At 74.0% G+C, this 14,538-nt stretch carries 16 protein-coding genes; 8 read left to right on the top strand and 8 right to left on the bottom strand.

From position 1 onward, the window contains the following. Positions 1–71: 71 nt before the first annotated feature. Together QI554_RS07420 and QI554_RS07425 are read left to right on the top strand one after the other, a co-directional pair. Complete coding sequence (locus QI554_RS07420; RefSeq protein ID WP_281467442.1) at positions 72–650, top strand: RNA polymerase sigma factor; 579 nt, start codon at positions 72–74, stop codon at positions 648–650. After that, positions 647–1,948, top strand: coding sequence for a hypothetical protein (locus QI554_RS07425; RefSeq protein ID WP_281467200.1), 1,302 nt, complete (start codon positions 647–649; stop codon positions 1,946–1,948). The genes QI554_RS07420 and QI554_RS07425 overlap by 4 nt, the downstream gene beginning before the upstream one ends. Before the next feature lie 77 nt (positions 1,949–2,025). On the opposite strand, the gene QI554_RS07430 is transcribed toward QI554_RS07425, so the two are convergent. The 3 genes from QI554_RS07430 to QI554_RS07440 all read right to left on the bottom strand — a co-directional run bounded on the left by QI554_RS07430 (position 2,026) and on the right by QI554_RS07440 (position 4,506). Next, positions 2,026–2,871 carry a family 1 encapsulin nanocompartment shell protein gene (locus tag QI554_RS07430; RefSeq protein ID WP_281467202.1) on the bottom strand — a complete coding sequence of 282 codons (846 nt, stop codon included), beginning with the start codon at positions 2,869–2,871 and terminating at the stop codon, positions 2,026–2,028. Further along, positions 2,868–3,959: a Dyp-type peroxidase gene (locus QI554_RS07435; RefSeq protein WP_281467204.1), complete on the bottom strand. Its 1,092-nt coding sequence runs from the start codon at positions 3,957–3,959 to the stop codon at positions 2,868–2,870. Before QI554_RS07435 ends, QI554_RS07430 begins: the two co-directional genes overlap by 4 nt. A gap of 163 nt (positions 3,960–4,122) precedes the next feature. Continuing rightward, positions 4,123–4,506 carry a DUF488 domain-containing protein gene (locus tag QI554_RS07440; RefSeq protein ID WP_281467206.1) on the bottom strand — a complete coding sequence of 128 codons (384 nt, stop codon included), beginning with the start codon at positions 4,504–4,506 and terminating at the stop codon, positions 4,123–4,125. Between the two features lie 139 nt (positions 4,507–4,645). Between QI554_RS07440 and QI554_RS07445 the strand changes: the two genes are divergently transcribed. Further along, positions 4,646–5,152: a methylglyoxal synthase gene (locus QI554_RS07445; protein WP_281467208.1), complete on the top strand. Its 507-nt coding sequence runs from the start codon at positions 4,646–4,648 to the stop codon at positions 5,150–5,152. A gap of 36 nt (positions 5,153–5,188) precedes the next feature. Here the strand turns inward: QI554_RS07445 and QI554_RS07450 are convergent, their stop codons facing one another. Beyond that, positions 5,189–5,830, bottom strand: a complete 642-nt coding sequence (locus tag QI554_RS07450; protein WP_281467211.1) for a pentapeptide repeat-containing protein — start codon at positions 5,828–5,830, stop codon at positions 5,189–5,191. 87 nt (positions 5,831–5,917) lie between these two features. Between QI554_RS07450 and QI554_RS07455 the strand changes: the two genes are divergently transcribed. Next, on the top strand, positions 5,918–6,982 hold the full coding sequence (locus tag QI554_RS07455) for an MsnO8 family LLM class oxidoreductase (RefSeq protein WP_281467213.1): 1,065 nt from the start codon (positions 5,918–5,920) through the stop codon (positions 6,980–6,982). Between the two features lie 102 nt (positions 6,983–7,084). Here the strand turns inward: QI554_RS07455 and QI554_RS07460 are convergent, their stop codons facing one another. Next, positions 7,085–7,267: a hypothetical protein gene (locus QI554_RS07460; protein WP_281467215.1), complete on the bottom strand. Its 183-nt coding sequence runs from the start codon at positions 7,265–7,267 to the stop codon at positions 7,085–7,087. Positions 7,268–7,503: 236 nt separating this feature from the next. Between QI554_RS07460 and QI554_RS07465 the strand changes: the two genes are divergently transcribed. The 3 genes from QI554_RS07465 to QI554_RS07475 all read left to right on the top strand — a co-directional run bounded on the left by QI554_RS07465 (position 7,504) and on the right by QI554_RS07475 (position 9,481). After that, positions 7,504–8,310, top strand: coding sequence for an enoyl-CoA hydratase/isomerase family protein (locus QI554_RS07465; protein ID WP_281467218.1), 807 nt, complete (start codon positions 7,504–7,506; stop codon positions 8,308–8,310). A 131-nt stretch (positions 8,311–8,441) separates the two neighbouring features. Continuing rightward, entirely contained in the window at positions 8,442–8,849 is a 408-nt protein-coding gene (locus QI554_RS07470) for a VOC family protein (RefSeq protein ID WP_281467220.1), read from the top strand. Positions 8,850–8,899: 50 nt separating this feature from the next. After that, a complete protein-coding gene (locus QI554_RS07475; RefSeq protein ID WP_281467222.1) occupies positions 8,900–9,481 on the top strand; it encodes a hypothetical protein in 582 nt (193 codons plus the stop codon). A gap of 14 nt (positions 9,482–9,495) precedes the next feature. Here QI554_RS07475 and QI554_RS07480 read toward each other — a convergent pair whose 3' ends face one another. The 3 genes from QI554_RS07480 to QI554_RS07490 form a co-directional block, all read right to left on the bottom strand. Beyond that, complete coding sequence (locus QI554_RS07480) at positions 9,496–11,208, bottom strand: alpha/beta fold hydrolase (RefSeq protein ID WP_281467224.1); 1,713 nt, start codon at positions 11,206–11,208, stop codon at positions 9,496–9,498. 178 nt (positions 11,209–11,386) lie between these two features. Beyond that, positions 11,387–12,610, bottom strand: a complete 1,224-nt coding sequence (locus QI554_RS07485) for a hypothetical protein (RefSeq protein ID WP_281467226.1) — start codon at positions 12,608–12,610, stop codon at positions 11,387–11,389. Positions 12,611–12,734: 124 nt separating this feature from the next. Next, positions 12,735–13,511 (bottom strand): mechanosensitive ion channel family protein, encoded by a 777-nt coding sequence (locus tag QI554_RS07490; protein WP_281467228.1) that lies wholly within the window; start codon positions 13,509–13,511, stop codon positions 12,735–12,737. 322 nt (positions 13,512–13,833) lie between these two features. Here QI554_RS07490 and mtnB point away from each other — a divergent pair, with 322 nt between their 5' ends. Beyond that, positions 13,834–14,493, top strand: a complete 660-nt coding sequence (gene mtnB / locus QI554_RS07495) for a methylthioribulose 1-phosphate dehydratase (protein WP_281467230.1) — start codon at positions 13,834–13,836, stop codon at positions 14,491–14,493. The last annotated feature ends 45 nt before the right edge of the window (positions 14,494–14,538 follow it).

Below are 14,538 nucleotides of genomic sequence, written 5' to 3' on the forward strand. Positions count from 1 at the left end.
CCGGGCCTCGGGGGACGTCTCGGCCGACACCCGGGAACCCTCCCCGTGCGGCCGGACACTCCTGGGACGTGATGACCCATCAACGGCACGACCGGTCCGACGCCGACCTGTGGCAGCAGATAGCCGTCGGGGACCGCGAAGCGTTCGGCGCGCTGTTCGACCGGCACGCCGGCGCCGTGTACGGCCACCTGCTGCGCCGCACCGGCGAGCACACCGAGGCCGAGGACCTGACCTCGGCGGTGTTTCTCGCCGCGTGGCGGCGACGCGGCGAGATCACCCTCGACCGCGACAGCGCGCTGCCGTGGCTGCTCGGCACCGCGAACCACACGCTCGCCAACCGGCGCCGCGCGCTGCGCCGCTACCGCGACCTGGTCGAACGCACCCCGGCGCCGCCGGACGTGCCCGACCACGCCGACGACGTCGCGGCCCGCCTCGACGCCGAACAGCAGGCCAGGGCGCTGCGCCGCTCGGTCGGCCGGCTGCCGCGGCACGAGCGGGACGTCGTCGAACTGTGCGTGTGGGGCGGCCTCGACCAGCAGGCCGCGGCCGCCGCGCTGGGCGTGTCGGTGGGGACGGTGAAGTCGCGCATGCACCGGGCGCGCAAGCGGCTCGGCACCTTGGTGCCGGAGGAGTTGGAGAGGAACCCATGAGCCCGTACGACGAGGACCGGCTGCCGGGGCACGACCGGCGGCGCGGGGAGCTGATGGCGTTGATCGACACCGACGACGCGGACCTGGACCGCGCGGGCGGCCGCCGCCGCGCGGTCGTGCCGCTGGTGGCGACGGCGGCGGTCCTGGCGACCGCGGCGGTCGGCGTGGTGGTCGCGCGCCCGTGGGCGTCCGACGGCCACAACGTGTCCACGGCCGCCGACCAGGGCGTACCCCGCGACCGCGCCAAGCCGGGCGACCCCGTGCCGGCCGCCGACGCGAAGGCGGCGCTCAAGTCGTGCCTGGGCGCGATGAAGAACGGCTCCGGATCAGGCGGCGTGTCGGGCGGGGAGGCCTTCGGGAGCGCCTCGGCGATCCCGGTGCCGGCGAAGAGCGGCGTACCGGGGCCGGTGCCGATGAAGAGCGGCGTACCGGGGCCGTTCGGTCCCGGGGCGTCCCCATCCCCGGGCGTGCCGAAGGGCGCCTCCGAGCCGAAGCCGACGGCGACCGCCACCGTGCCGGGGTTCAGCACCGGAGGCGAGTACCCGCCCGGCTTCCCGTCGTCCGTGACGGACCGCCCGACGACCCTGCCTGCCTACGATCCGAAGGACCCGGCGGCGCTGCCCGGCGGCCCATCGCCGAGCGGACCGGGCGTCGCGGTCGCGTCGGCGTCCGTCGGCCCGCTGTCCCCGGGGATGTCGCCGGGCCCGTTCACCGTGCCGCCGGTGCCGTACGGCGACCCGCCGGTGATCAAACCTGTCGACCCGAACACCGACTACCAGCCGTACTTCACCGCATGGCGTACGAACGCCAAGGGCGGCCTCGAGCCGTTCGTCCTCGGCCGAGCGGCCGGGCAGACGGGCCTGCTGGAGTGCACGTCGTTCGGAGGCGGGCAGTTCGTCGCGTCCGCGATCCTCGTCGGAGCCGACGGCCGCATCTCCGGCCCGATCGAAGTCAACATGACGGCCGTCCCGATGGAGCTCGTCGACGAGCGGCCCGAGGTCGTCAACAACCGCTCGGCCCTGTGGGGCCGCGTCTCGGCCGACGTCGCCCGCGTCGACGTCACCACCCCCGACGGCAAGGTCACCCGCGCGGTCGTCCGCGACGGCGTCTGGTTCGCCGACGGCGACTTCCCCCACCCCTCGAAGCTCGACCCGGCCGCCGGTACCACCGCCATCCGCGCCTACGACGCCGGCGGCACCCTCCTGGCCGAACGCGACAACGACGAGAAGATATGCGACACCCTCATCGGCGTCCACGTCGATCCCACCTGCGGCCCCACCACCCCCTGGAACCACTGACCCACCCCCACCCCACCCCGGAAGCCGGCCCCCACCCGGAGGCCGGCTCCCGGCGCGTCACCCCGCGACCGCGGCCGTCACAACTTCGAGGCGCGGGTCTTGCTCGTCGCCTTGGCGCGGGTCGGGGTCGTCAGGGTGACGGAGGCTTCCGGGGAGTACAGGGAGAACGTCAGGGACTCGGTCAGGTAGAGGTCGACGCTGGTGGCGTCGTGGGAGTCGTAGCCGATCGAGAGGTCCTGGCCCAGGTGGAGGGTGAAGTCGCCGCCGCGGGTGGAGAGCAGGACGGCGCCTTCGATGGCCGGGGCCCAGACGATCTCGCCGCCGGACAGGACGCGGGCGACGTGTTCGCGGACCGGGTAGCCGTGGTCGGAGGTCTCGTTGACGGCGGTGTAGGTGTCGGCGCCGAGGAGGAGCGCGTACGGGCCGCCGACGCCTTCGAGGCGCAGGCCCGTCAGGGCGCGGGAGACCGCGTCGGGGTAGTCCTCCACGCGGGCAGGCAGGGCGACCGAGGTGGTGCTCGCGCCGGTGCGGATGCCGGTGATGCCGGCGTCGCGCCAGCCTTCGAAGACCGCCCGGTCCTCGGCCAGCGCGATGGTGCGCGCCGCGTCCTTGACCGGCTGCCAGTCGGAGTCGTTGGACCCGCGCAGCACGTCGTCGACGGCCTGCCGGTCGAGGGTGAACGGCACGCGCAGTTCGACCAGGTGCTGCGCGACGCGGGTGTGCGCGGTCACGCCGTCGGCGGGCGGGTCGAGGGGCGCGAGGTGCCCGGTGCCGACCGCGGCCACGCCGAGTCCGGACGGGCCGGACAGGTCGACGACGCGGCGGCCGGCCAGGTGCAGGGTGAAGGTGCGCCGGGCCTCCTCCTCGATCTCGGCCCAGGCGGCGTCGGAGACCGGCGCGAGTTCGCGGTGCAGGTTGTTCATCGGGTCGTGCTCCTTTTCAGGCTGCCGATGCGCAGCGAGCCGGCGTGCGCGTCGGCGGCGTCCGGCTCGGCCCGCGCTTCGGACGCCGGTTCGGATGCGGTCTCGGGGACGGGTTCGGTGGTGTCGGCCGCGCCGGGTGCGGGCGGCGGGTCGTCGAGGAAGTCCTGCGACGGCACGAAGTACAGCGACCCGGTGACCGCCGTGGAGAAGTCGAGGAGCCGGTCGTGGGTGCCGGGCGGGTCGCCGAGGAACATGTTGTCGAGCATCCGTTCGATGACCGACGGCGTCTTGCAGTAGCCGATGAAGTAGGTTCCGTACTCGCCGCGTTCGACGGAGCCGAACGGCATGTTCATGCGCAGGATCTGCAGTTCGTTGCCGGCCTCGTCCTCGACCGTGTTGAGCGCGACGTGCGAGTCGGCGGGCTTGACGTCGTCGTCGAGCTCGACGTCGGCGAGCTTGGTGCGGCCGACCGCGCGCTCCTGTGCCTCGGTGGGCAGCGCGTTCCACGCGGTCAGGTCGTGCAGGTACTTCTGGACGACCACGTAGCTGCCGCCGGCGAACGCCGCGTCCGCGCCCGGGTCGAGCGTCTCGTCGATGACGACGGCCCGGTACGCCGGCGAGCCGACCGGGTTCTCGGTGCCGTCGACGAACCCGAGCAGGTCGCGGTTGTCGAAGTACTTGAAACCGTGCACCTCGTCGACGACGGCCGCGGCGTTCGCGAGCCGTCCGGCCAGGCGTCCGGCGAGCTCGAAGCACATGTCCATGCGCTGGCCGCGGATGTGGAACAGCAGGTCGCCGGGTGTCGAGGGGGCGCGGTGGACGCGGCCGACCCGCTCCTCGAGCGGGTGCAGTTCGGCCGGGCGGGGCCCGGCGAACAGCCGGTCCCACGCGTCCGAGCCGACCCCTACGACGCACGACAGCCGGGACTCGGGCGCCCGGAACCCGACCGCCCGGGCCAGCCCCGGCACCTCGGACAGCAGGTCGCGCACGGTGCGCTCGCCGCCCGGCTCGATCGTCGCGACCAGGAAGATCGCCGAGCTCGTGAGCGGGGCGAGGAGCGGCTGCGGCTCGGGGCGCGGCTCGGTCATGCGGTGCGCTCTCCTGGCGGTCGGGAGTCGCCGGCTCGGCGATCGGACCACGTGACGGTGCCCGGCACCGCACCGGGCCATGCGTGACGTTGGTCCCGAGATGGGGAGACCTACGCCATATCGGCCGATTCGCCGCCGGTCAGCGGGAGCGCGGGAGCGCCGGCTACGCGTCGCCCGTGAGCTCCTCCAGCAGCACCGACAGGTAGCTGCCCGCCGGGTCCTTCACCGCCGTCAGCAGCGTCACCGGCCCGTCGAGCGCCCGGGCCCGCAGATCGGCGATCCCGGCCTGCTGCTCGTCGCCCTCGAGCTCCGCCGCGTACCGCGCCGCGAACTCCGGGAACACGCCCTCGCCCTGCGCGTGGAACCACTTGCGCAGCTCGGTGGACGGCGCCACCTCCTTCGCCCACGCGTCCAGCGCGGCCCGTTCCTTGCTCACGCCGCGCGGCCACAGCCGGTCCACCAGCACGCGGCAGCCGTCGGCGGCCTCGGGCGGGTCCTGCACGCGGCGCAGGCGGAAGACGGGCAAGTCCGCGGAGCGTTTGGCCATGCGTCGAGTATCCGCGCCGGACGCGTTCATCTCACGGACGGAACGCGGCCGACACGCCGCCACCGTGCTGACCGATAATTGCCGTCAGCCGACCGGACCCGGCCGGAAACCGCCCCCGACCGACACGGAAGAGAGCTCTGTGACCGACATACCGACCGAACGCACCGCCGACACCGCACGCACCGCGGACACCGGCCTCGCCGAGCCGGCGCTCCGCGAGGACATGGGCATCGCCCTGGTCGCCCACGACAGCTGCAAGCCCGACATGGTCGAGTGGACGAACCGGCACCGCGACGTGCTCGCCCGCCACCGCCTCTACGCCACCGGCACCACCGGCGGCCTCGTCGCCGACGCGACCGGCCTGGACGTCGTACGGTTCCGCAGCGGCCCGCTCGGCGGCGACCAGCAGGTCGGCGCCCGCATCGCCGAGGGCGAGGTGGACCTGCTGATCTTCTTCTGGGACGCGCTCACCGCCCAGCCGCACGAACCGGACGTCCGCGCCCTGCTGCGCCTCGCCGTGCTCGCCAACGTCGCCGTGGCGTGCAACCGTTCCACGGCCGACCTGATCATCACCTCGCCGCTGCTCGGCGGCAGCGGGCACCGCGAACCGGTCGAACACCGCCTCGCGGGCCGCTTCGCGTCCTGACCCCGGCGCCGCCCCGGCGCACACGGGCCCCCGCCGTCAGGCGATCGTCATCCCGAACCCGGCCGCGAGCACCGCGGCCTGCTCCAGCCCGATCGTCGCGCCCCGCAGATCCGCGGTGCGCGGGTCGAGCGCGGACAGGTCGCTGCCGCGCAGGTCGGTGTCCGTCAGCACCACGCCGCGCAGCGACGCGCCGGACAGGTCGACGCCGGTCACCTGCGCCTTCTCCAGGCGCGCCCCGGTCAGGTCGGCCTCGCGCATGCGCACGCGGTCGAACGTGGCGCCCTTCAGCCCGGCGCCCGGCAGCGCCGCGAACGACCAGTCGCCGCCGGTCGCCTTCAGCAGCGTGAACGTGCACCGCTCGAAGCTGCTGCCGACCATCTTGCAGTCCGCGAACTCGACGTCGAACAACGTGCACGCGCGGAACCGGCAGTTCGTGAACGCGGCCGCGGTGTGCCGGGACGCGTTGAAGCCGACGTTCACAAACGTGCAGCGGTCGAACACGCAGCCGTCGTCGGCCACCTCGGTCCAGTCGGTGTCGATGAACGTCCAGCCGGTGAAGGTCTCGTCGACCAACTCGCGGGCGTACCAGTCCTCGCCGCTCACCACCCGCCCCTCGTCGTCCTCGGGCGGCTCGCCGGAGCCGGGGCGGTCGGGGTCGTGCGGGGTGCGTCCGGTCATCCGTCGATTCAACACGGCGGCACCGACACCGCGCCCCACGGCGCGCCCGCCCGGGAATGCCGCGCCCGAGCGCGCGTTGTCGCAGAGGTGACCTCTCTGCTGCAGACCACGCCGTTCTCGGTCCTCGACCGCTCGCGGACCCGCCAGGGCGAGAGCGCCCCGGAGGCGCTCCGTGCGACGGTACGGTTCGCCCGCGACGCGGAGGCGCTGGGCTACCACCGGTTCTGGGTGTCCGAGCACCACGGCGTGCCGGGCGTCGCCGGATCCGCGCCGACCGTGCTCGCGGCCGCGGTCGCGGCGGCGACGAGCCGCATCCGGGTGGGCACCGGCGGCGTGATGCTGCCGAACCACCGGCCGCTGGTCGTCGCGGAGCAGTTCGGCGTCCTCGAGTCACTGTTCCCCGGCCGCGTCGACATGGGGCTGGGCCGCTCGGTCGGGTTCACGGACGGCATCCGGCGGGCGCTCGGGCACGACAAGGCGGACGCCGAGGACTTCCCCGGCCACCTCGCCGAACTGCTCGGCTACTTCACCGGCACGCAGGACGTCCACCCCGACGTGCACGCGCGCCCGGCCGAGGGGCTGCGCCCGGCGCCGTTCGTGCTGGCCACCGGCGAGGGCGCGGGACACGCGGCGCGGGCCGGAGTGCCGCTGGTCATCGCGGCGTTCGGCGGCGAGGACCGGCTGCTGCGGGCGGTCGAGCGGTACCGGGAGGAGTTCCGGCCGTCGGAGTGGGCGGCGCGGCCGTACGTGACGGTGGCCGGCACCGTCGTGGTCGCGGACGACGACGCGGAGGCCGAGGACCTGCTGCTGCCGGAGGCCTGGTCGGCGGCCTACTCACGCACGCACGGGGTGTTCCCGCCGCTGGCCCCCGTCGCCGAGATCAAGGGCCTGGCGATGACCGAACGCGAACGCGGCCACCTCGAGGAGTCCCGCCGCGGGCACGTCCGCGGCACCGCGGACCGGGTGGCCGACGCGCTGGAACGCCTGCTCGCGCGCACCGGCGCCGACGAGTTCATGGTGACGACGAGCACGTACGACCGCGCGGCCCAACTGGACACGTACACGCGGCTGGCGGGCCTGTTCGGCGCGACACCTGAAGACGCCGTTCACAGGGACGACGCCGACGACGCGGCGTGGACGCCGGCGGCCTGACACCACCACGGTCGGCCGTCGGCCACGCACCGCGACACCAGACGCGCGGCGTCCGGCGTCCGGCGTCCGGCATCAGGCGTCGGAAACGTCTCCCGCCGGCCGTCAGAGCGACCGCTCGGCCTCGTCGTCCACGAGCGAGGGCGCGCGCGAGGTACGGAACTGGCACTCGCGGCACTGCCACGTGCCGGGCCCGAGCTGCGCCCAATCGTGCCGCGACCCATCGGTGTGCGTGCGCTCGGTCGCGAAACCCTTGCCTCGTCCGGGCCGGTACAGCGACTCAGACATCGGGCCTCCCCCCTTCCGGGTCGGCGGATCAGCCGAGCGTACGCCCTGTCGTGGCGGAGCGGTAGCGCACCGTCACCCCCGTGGTGGGCCCACCGCCCCTCTTGCCCCGGCCGGGAAAACCTGTTTTCCTGAGGCTCGCCGTGCGCCCTCCGCGCCCGCCACCCCACAGCGCCACCCCACAGCGCCACCCCCGCACCACACCGCGCGTCCCGCCCCGAGCAGCACTGGAGCCGTCGATGAAGTACGCCGAGATCGAGCGCCCCGCCGACGGCATCGCCCTGATCCGGCTCAACCGACCCGAGCGGCTCAACGCGCTCAGCCCCAGCCTCGTGTCGGACGCCATCACCGCGTTCCGCGCCGTCAACCGCGAGCGCGGCGTCCGCGCCGTGGTGCTGACCGGCGCCGGACGCGCGTTCTGCTCCGGCGCCGACCTGAGCGGCGAGTCCGACCCGGCGCCGGACGTCGAGGGGCGCGGCCAACTCGGCCTCGTCTACCGCACGCAGGAGCACCTGGTCGACCTGATCCTGGCCGTCCACGAGTGCGAGAAGCCGGTGATCGCCGCAGTGCACGGCGCCGCCGTCGGCGGCGGCCTCGCCCTGGCCCTCGCGGCGGACCTGCGCGTCGCCGACCCGACCGCGAAGTTCGGTTCGGTGTTCATCAAGGTCGGCCTGTCGTCCGCGGACGTCGGCACCAGCTACTTCCTGCCGCGCCTCGTCGGCCCCACCCGCGCCGCCGAACTGATGCTCACCGGCCGGCACTTCAGCGCCGACGAGGCCGACCGCTTCGGCCTGCTCAACAGGCTCACCCCGGAGGGCGGCCACGTCGACGCGGCGCTCGAACTGGCCGCGGCGATCGCGGAGAACTCCGAGTACGGCGTGTGGATGACGAAGAAGGGCCTGTGGTCCGGCGTCGACGCGACCTCCCTGCGCCAGCAGTTGGAGCTGGAGAACCGCACGCAGGTGCTGGGCACGTTCACCGGCAACATGACCGAGGCCGCCGCGGCGTTCCGCGAGCGCCGCGCGCCGGTGTGGAAGGGCATGTAGGCACGTGATGGGCGCGTAGCCCGCCGTTCGATTAGTCGAAGCACCTGTTCGACAATGCGCCTCCCGTGCCAGAATGCGGCCGAACGCCCGCGGTCGGCCGCAGCTACCCCACGGCACGGAGAGGCACGCCCATGACCGACACCACGCCCGCCCGCCCCCGCGTGCGCGGATACAGCCACATCGGCGTCGGCGCCACCGACCTCGACGCGGCCCGCGCCTTCTACACCGGCCTCCTCGGCTTCGAGGAACTCCCCCGCCCCGACGACATCGGCCCCGGTATGTGGCTGCGCGTGGGCGACCTGCAACTGCACTTCGTCCAGACCGACGACATGCCCACCCCGGGCGGCGGCCTCCCCCACATCGCCCTGCACGTCGACCCCGCCGACTACGACCCGCTCATCGCCGAACTCCGCGCCGCCGACGTACCGTTCCTGATCGACCCGTTCCACAACGGCGAGAACTGGGCCGCATTCGTCTCCGACCCCTCGGGCAACTTCGTCGAACTCACCACCCTGGGACCGCTCCCCGCACGCGACTGACCGCTTGGCACCCATGTACATGTGATCGACTTTCCGCCACCATCCCGCGCATGCAGCAGTTGGAGAGCACGTTCGACCTGCGGCGGCGCTACACCGTGTTGCACTGGCTCATGTGCGCGGCCGGGATCGGCATGCCTCTGCTCGGGCTCGCCCCGAACTTCCCGTGGACGTACATCCCGTTCGCTCTGGCCGTCTTGACCGTACCGATGCTCGCGGTCGGGCTGATGCCGCGGTACGCCCCCTTGGTCCTCCGCCTGGACGCCGAGGGCGTGTTCCTCGCACCCATCCCGGTCTTTCGGAAGGCCGTCAGGATCCCGTGGGCGGACGTCGAGGGCATCGCGGCCTATCCGCGCCACGGGCAAGGCCATCACCTCGGCGTCGCCACCACCGAGGCGTACCGCGAGCGCACCGGCCGGGGATCGCGTCGGCTCGACCGCATGAGCGACCGATCGCTCGGCATCGGGCTGCCGGTGTCGACGACCAGCGTGCCCACCCAGTGGGAGCCTCGTGAAATGCAGGCCATGGCAAGGGCCTTGGACGTCCTGGCACCACACGTCTACCTCGTCGACGCGCACCTCGTCCCGTGGCGCGTCCTGCGCGGTCAACCGCCGGAGGACCCCCGCCGACGCTAGTGCGGCGGACAGCGCTAGCTCGGGGTGCCGATCAGCTCCCGGGTGTCGTCGCCCGGCTCGGCGGCTCCGCCATGGGTGTCGGGGCCGAACGTGGAGCGTTGGCCGCTCGTGTCGGGTTCGTCGGCGCAGACCAGGCCGTCGTCGGGTGGGATCAGGTCGACCAGGTAGCGCACGACGGCGGCCTGGGCGCAGTGGCTGCGGCCGAACGCGGTGTGGCCCTCCGCGTCGAAGGTGACCAGCCGGGCGTTGTCCAGCGTGCGGCTGAGCGCGACGGCGTCCTGGTACGGCGTGTCCGGGTCGCCGGTCGTGCCCAGCACGACGATCGGCGCCGAACCCGCCGCGCTGTAATCACCTTCGTGGCGGCTCAGCCGCTCGGCCGGCCAACGAGTGCACGCCGTCGCATGGTTGTGGTCGTACGTCGGCGGCCCGTACGCCATCGCGGGCCCCAGCAGCGGCGCCCGCTCGGACGCGGTCCGCAGGTGTGCCGCGAGCGTGTAGCCGTCGTCGGCCGGGTAGTCGCGGTCGGCGCACTCCACCACGACGTTCGGGGTCAGGAACGCGTACGAGGCCGACGACGGCGGACGCAGCACGAACGAGGCCGGGTCGCGCCGTTCCGCGCGCGCAAGCGCGTCGGCGAGCGAAGGCCAGTCCGCACGCCCGGAGTTGACGGTGAACATCACGCGGTACACGACCGTGTAGCCGTTGGCTGTGCCGCGGCCGGGCACGACGACCGGGTCGGCGTCGAGCGCCCCCAGCAGCCGGTCGAAGGCGCCGCGCGGGTCGCCGCCGCCGAACGGGCACGCCGCCCCGGCGTCCGCGCACCAGTCGAGGAACCGGCCGAACGCACCGTCCAGCGCCAGGTATTGCGGAAGGTCGTAGCTGTAGGGCCGGTCGGCGTACGCGACCGGGTCGTAGGCGCCGTCCAGCGCCATCGCCCGGACCCGGTCGGGGAACAGGTCCGCGTAGACCGCCCCGAGGTAGGTGCCGAACGACCGACCGTAGAAGGTCAGTTGCCGTTCGCCGAGGGCGGCGCGCAGCAGGTCGAGGTCGCGGGCGGCGAAGTCGGTGCCGACGTACGGAAGTAGATCGCCCGACCCGGCCTGGCAGGCGGCGTCGAAGTCGGCTGCCTCTCCCACCGCACGGTCGAACGCGCCGTCTCCCGGGTGCCCGAGCGCCTCGGTGACGGCCCGCGCGTAGCGGGTGTCGTCCCAGCAGCGCAGCGCGCCGCTGCGGGCGACGCCGCGCATGTCGAACCCGAACACGTCGAAACGGTCCCGCAGTTGGGACGGAAGGTCGGCGTAATTGTCGACGACGAAGTCGACACCCGACCCGCCGGGCCCGCCCGGCTGCAGGACGAGCGTGCCCATGCGGTGCGCGGGGTCGGCGGCCGGCTTGCGGATGACCGCGAGTGGCATGGTCGGCCCGAGCGGGTTCCGGTGGTCGCGCGGCACGCGGACCGTCCCGCACTCGAACCCGGTCTGCGGCGCCGGACACGGCGTCCATGTCAGGGCGGGCGCCCCGACGACGGCCGCGGGCGGGCGGACCAGCGCGATCGGGTCGGGCAGCGGGCCGCCGGAGGCGGCGAACGCGGCGGGGGCGGCGGGGACGGCGAGCGCGAGCGCGGCGAGCACGGCCGGCACCGATGCGGGCGTACGCCGGACCGCGCGCGCGGCCGAACGCAGCACGGCGCGCAGCCCGGCGACGGGGGATGAGGAGAGGACAGCCATCGTCCGCGATGCCATCACGCGCGCCGCGCGAAATCCCGCAGGCGCCACGCCCGTTCACCCGCACCCCAGAAAGTCGGATAGTCGGAGGGATTGAGGGGGCCGCGGCCGGTCATCCCTCCCGGACGGGCCAGGGGGACGCGCCACGACGACGCGTCTCCGGCGCTCCGGCGCTCCGGCCTCAGTCCCGGTCGTCCCTGCGCCGTACCGCCAGCACGAGAACGGTGCCGATGCCCAGGAACCCGGCGGCCGCGCTCAGCATCAGCGGCATCGACGGCATGCCGGTGCCCGGGAGCGGGCGGGGGCGGGGGCGGGGAGGCACCGGCCGACCGGTGTCGGGCGGCGGGTTGCCGGTGACCGGCGGGACGGGCGAACCGGACGCCGGCGGCTTCGACGACGTACTGGTCGGCGGCGGACTGGTCGGCGGCCGACTCGTAGGCGGCTGGCTGGTCGGCGGCCAACTCGTCGGCGGTTGGCTGGTGGGCGGCCAACTCGTCGGCGGATGACTCGTCGGAGGCCAAGTCGTAGGCGGCCAACTCGTAGGCGGAGGCGGCGGCGTCGGGTCTTCCTCGGTGTTGGTCGGGGTCGGCGTAGGCGGGATCACCGCCGGATCGCACACGACCTCGACGTGCCCGAGCTGCAGTGCGGTGACCGGCCCCCGGTAGAGCCGCGTGCCGTGCGTGTCGTTGACGGTGCCGGTCACGGTGACGTCGACGCCGGCGCGCGCCGCCTTGGCGCCGACGACCGGGCTTCCGGAGTCCGGGCGCTGGTACGGCGCGACGGTGACCGTCAGGGTGCTCGCGCCGATGCCGGTGCGCCCGATGTCCGAGCCGGTGAAGCCCACGGTCGTGGTGCCGATCGGGACGAGGTGGCCCAGCACGGTGATGGTGCCGCCGTCGACGCGCGCGTACGCGAACGCCGTGACCAGGTACGGCGCCGGCGTGCACTCGGCGTACGTGTCCACCGCCCCTGCCGAACCACCGCCCGGCGCCTGCGGCCTCGGCTCCGCCTTGACCAGCGCCCGGCCGTTGAGCTTCACCTCGATGCCGCTGATGTGCGCCTGCGCGTACAGCTTCGCCGAGCTGCGCGCGGTGCGGACGGTGCCGGCACCGATCGTCACATAGCCGAGCACGCCGTCGGGGTCGGTGTAGTCGCCCGGGTCCTCGGACTCCGGCGGCGGGGTGTCGGCCTTGCCGTGGGCGCCGTCGAACGCCGTCAGGCCGAGCGCGGGGACCCGGCTGATCTCCAGCCGGACGAGCCGGCCCCGCGCGACGGCCGGGTCCGCCGCCGACGCCGGGTCGACCAGGTACACGGTCAGGAGCAGGACGAGCACCGCGCCCACGAGCGTGAGTGCCGTGGACGTGCGGCGTGCCGAGCGGCCGGCGGACGACAACATGATCGGCATACAACACCACAACGCCCGAAATGCCCGTTCTGCCATGCCGGGGTGGGTACGAGGTTCCCCCGAACGCGGCGCGGCCGCCGCCCGGGTGGGCGACGGCCGCGCGCACGCACCGGCACGAGGTCGGTCAGGCGCTCAGGCTGGTGTGCTCCCGGCGCGCCGCCTCGGCCGCGGCCAGGGCGTCCGCCCGTCCGCGCTGGTACGCCTCGACGCTCGCCCGCGCGTTCAGGGACTCGCGCTCGGCGTTGTCCAGCCAGCGCTCCCACCGCGACCGCATCGGCTGGACGAGCCCACCGCCGACGCCGACGACCAGGATCCCCGAGATGCTCGCCAGCACCGCGATCAGCACCGGGCCGGTCACCGACGTGGCGATCTGGGCCTGCGACAGCGCGGCGATGGTGCCCAGCGAGACGATGAACACCCACGCGATGGTGGCCACGGTCCTGCCGTACGAGACGCCGCCGAGCGCACCGCCCACGACGTCCCGCACCGCGCGGGCCACGGCCATCGCGACCACGATGATCACGCACGCCACGATCGCCTTGGGCAGCCACGCGACGATGCCGCGCAGCATGTCGCTGACCGGGTTCGGGCCGAACACCCCGAAGCCCAGCTGCAGCACCATGAGCAGGATCGCGTAGTAGACGACCTTCACGATCACGCCGGTCGCGTCGTACGCAGACCCGTTGAGCGCCTGCGCGACCCCGCCGCGCTCGGCGGCCTTCTCGAAACCGACGCGCCGCAGCACCCCGTCGGCGATCCGCGCGATGAGCTTCGCGACGATCCAGCCGACGAACATGACGACGAGGAACGCCGCCAGCTTCGGCACGAACTTCGCGACGCCGGCCCAGGCGTCGGTGAACCCCTGGCCGAAGTCGACGGACAGGGCAAGGCTCTGCGACATGCGTTGGTCTCTCTGCTTGCGGGGAGGCGGACGCCGCGCGGGACAAAGCGCGCGGCGTCGACGGGATGACGCCATGTGGTAGCACCGCGAACGGCGCCCCGTCGCCCCGCGAACGGCCTGAATAGCCCGACCGGGTGGGCCTCCCGCCCGTTCGAGCGACCCGGTGGACGGCGTGGCGGGCGAGGCGCCTCGGGCCCGGCCCCGCAGCCGTCCCGGATCGCGGAACCGTCGGCCCGCCGGCAACATCCGGATGCGATGATGGCCGACCGGCGCCCCCATACCGCCCGGATGCCGCGCTGTACGTCTGCGAAGGACCCGCACCATGAGCTCGCCTGTCTCGCCCGCCTCCCCCACTCCCGCCGTGGTGACGGCCGCCGACCGGGCCGCCGCCGGGATGGTGCTCGCCCAGGAGGCCGCGCGGTTCGCGGGGCTCGGGTGGATGCGCGGGACGTCCGGGAACCTGTCGGTCGTGGTCTCGCGGGACCCGGTGCGGCTCGCGGTGACCGGGAGCGGCCTCGACAAGGGCGAGCTGGGCCCGGACGACCTGGTGGTCGTCGACGGCGCGGGCGTCCCCGTGCCGGCCGACCAGGGTCCCGGCACGCCGCGCAAGCCGTCGGCGGAGGCCGCGCTGCACGCCCGCGTGGTGGCGCTGACCGGCGCGGGCGCGGTGTTCCACGTGCACACGCTGCAGGCGGTGCAGGCGGGTGCGCGCTGGCCGGGCGGCATCGAGCTGCGGGACCTGGAGATGCTCAAGGGCATCGGCCGGTCCGCGCACGACGAGACGGTCACGATCCCGGTGATCGCGAACAGCCAGGACATGGGCGAGCTCGGCGACCGCCTGGAGGCCGCGATGGTCGAGGGCGTCCCGGCGGTGGTGGTCGCGTCGCACGGCATGTACGTGTGGGGCGCCGACCCGATGCAGGCGCGGCACCACGTCGAGGTCGTGCAGTGGCTGCTGGAGTACCGCGTCGCGGAAGGCTGACGGCCCCACCCGCTCGTACGACGATCCGACCGCGCCTGTGGACGG

The organism is Yinghuangia seranimata (assembly GCF_029953285.1).
In the GTDB taxonomy this organism is placed as follows: Bacteria; Actinomycetota; Actinomycetes; order Streptomycetales; family Streptomycetaceae; genus Yinghuangia; species Yinghuangia seranimata.

Bases quoted from the DNA above. Each gene is read 5' to 3' on its own strand.
- QI554_RS07420 (WP_281467442.1), top strand. From the start codon at position 72: ATGACCCATCAACGGCACGACCGGTCCGACGCCGACCTGTGGCAGCAG.
- QI554_RS07425 (WP_281467200.1), top strand. From the start codon at position 647: ATGAGCCCGTACGACGAGGACCGGCTGCCGGGGCACGACCGGCGGCGC.
- QI554_RS07430 (WP_281467202.1), bottom strand. From the start codon at position 2,871: ATGAACAACCTGCACCGCGAACTCGCGCCGGTCTCCGACGCCGCCTGG.
- QI554_RS07435 (WP_281467204.1), bottom strand. From the start codon at position 3,959: ATGACCGAGCCGCGCCCCGAGCCGCAGCCGCTCCTCGCCCCGCTCACG.
- QI554_RS07440 (WP_281467206.1), bottom strand. From the start codon at position 4,506: ATGGCCAAACGCTCCGCGGACTTGCCCGTCTTCCGCCTGCGCCGCGTG.
- QI554_RS07450 (WP_281467211.1), bottom strand. From the start codon at position 5,830: ATGACCGGACGCACCCCGCACGACCCCGACCGCCCCGGCTCCGGCGAG.
- QI554_RS07460 (WP_281467215.1), bottom strand. From the start codon at position 7,267: ATGTCTGAGTCGCTGTACCGGCCCGGACGAGGCAAGGGTTTCGCGACC.
- QI554_RS07465 (WP_281467218.1), top strand. From the start codon at position 7,504: ATGAAGTACGCCGAGATCGAGCGCCCCGCCGACGGCATCGCCCTGATC.
- QI554_RS07470 (WP_281467220.1), top strand. From the start codon at position 8,442: ATGACCGACACCACGCCCGCCCGCCCCCGCGTGCGCGGATACAGCCAC.
- QI554_RS07475 (WP_281467222.1), top strand. From the start codon at position 8,900: ATGCAGCAGTTGGAGAGCACGTTCGACCTGCGGCGGCGCTACACCGTG.
- QI554_RS07480 (WP_281467224.1), bottom strand. From the start codon at position 11,208: ATGGCTGTCCTCTCCTCATCCCCCGTCGCCGGGCTGCGCGCCGTGCTG.
- QI554_RS07485 (WP_281467226.1), bottom strand. From the start codon at position 12,610: ATGCCGATCATGTTGTCGTCCGCCGGCCGCTCGGCACGCCGCACGTCC.
- QI554_RS07490 (WP_281467228.1), bottom strand. From the start codon at position 13,511: ATGTCGCAGAGCCTTGCCCTGTCCGTCGACTTCGGCCAGGGGTTCACC.
- mtnB (WP_281467230.1), top strand. From the start codon at position 13,834: ATGAGCTCGCCTGTCTCGCCCGCCTCCCCCACTCCCGCCGTGGTGACG.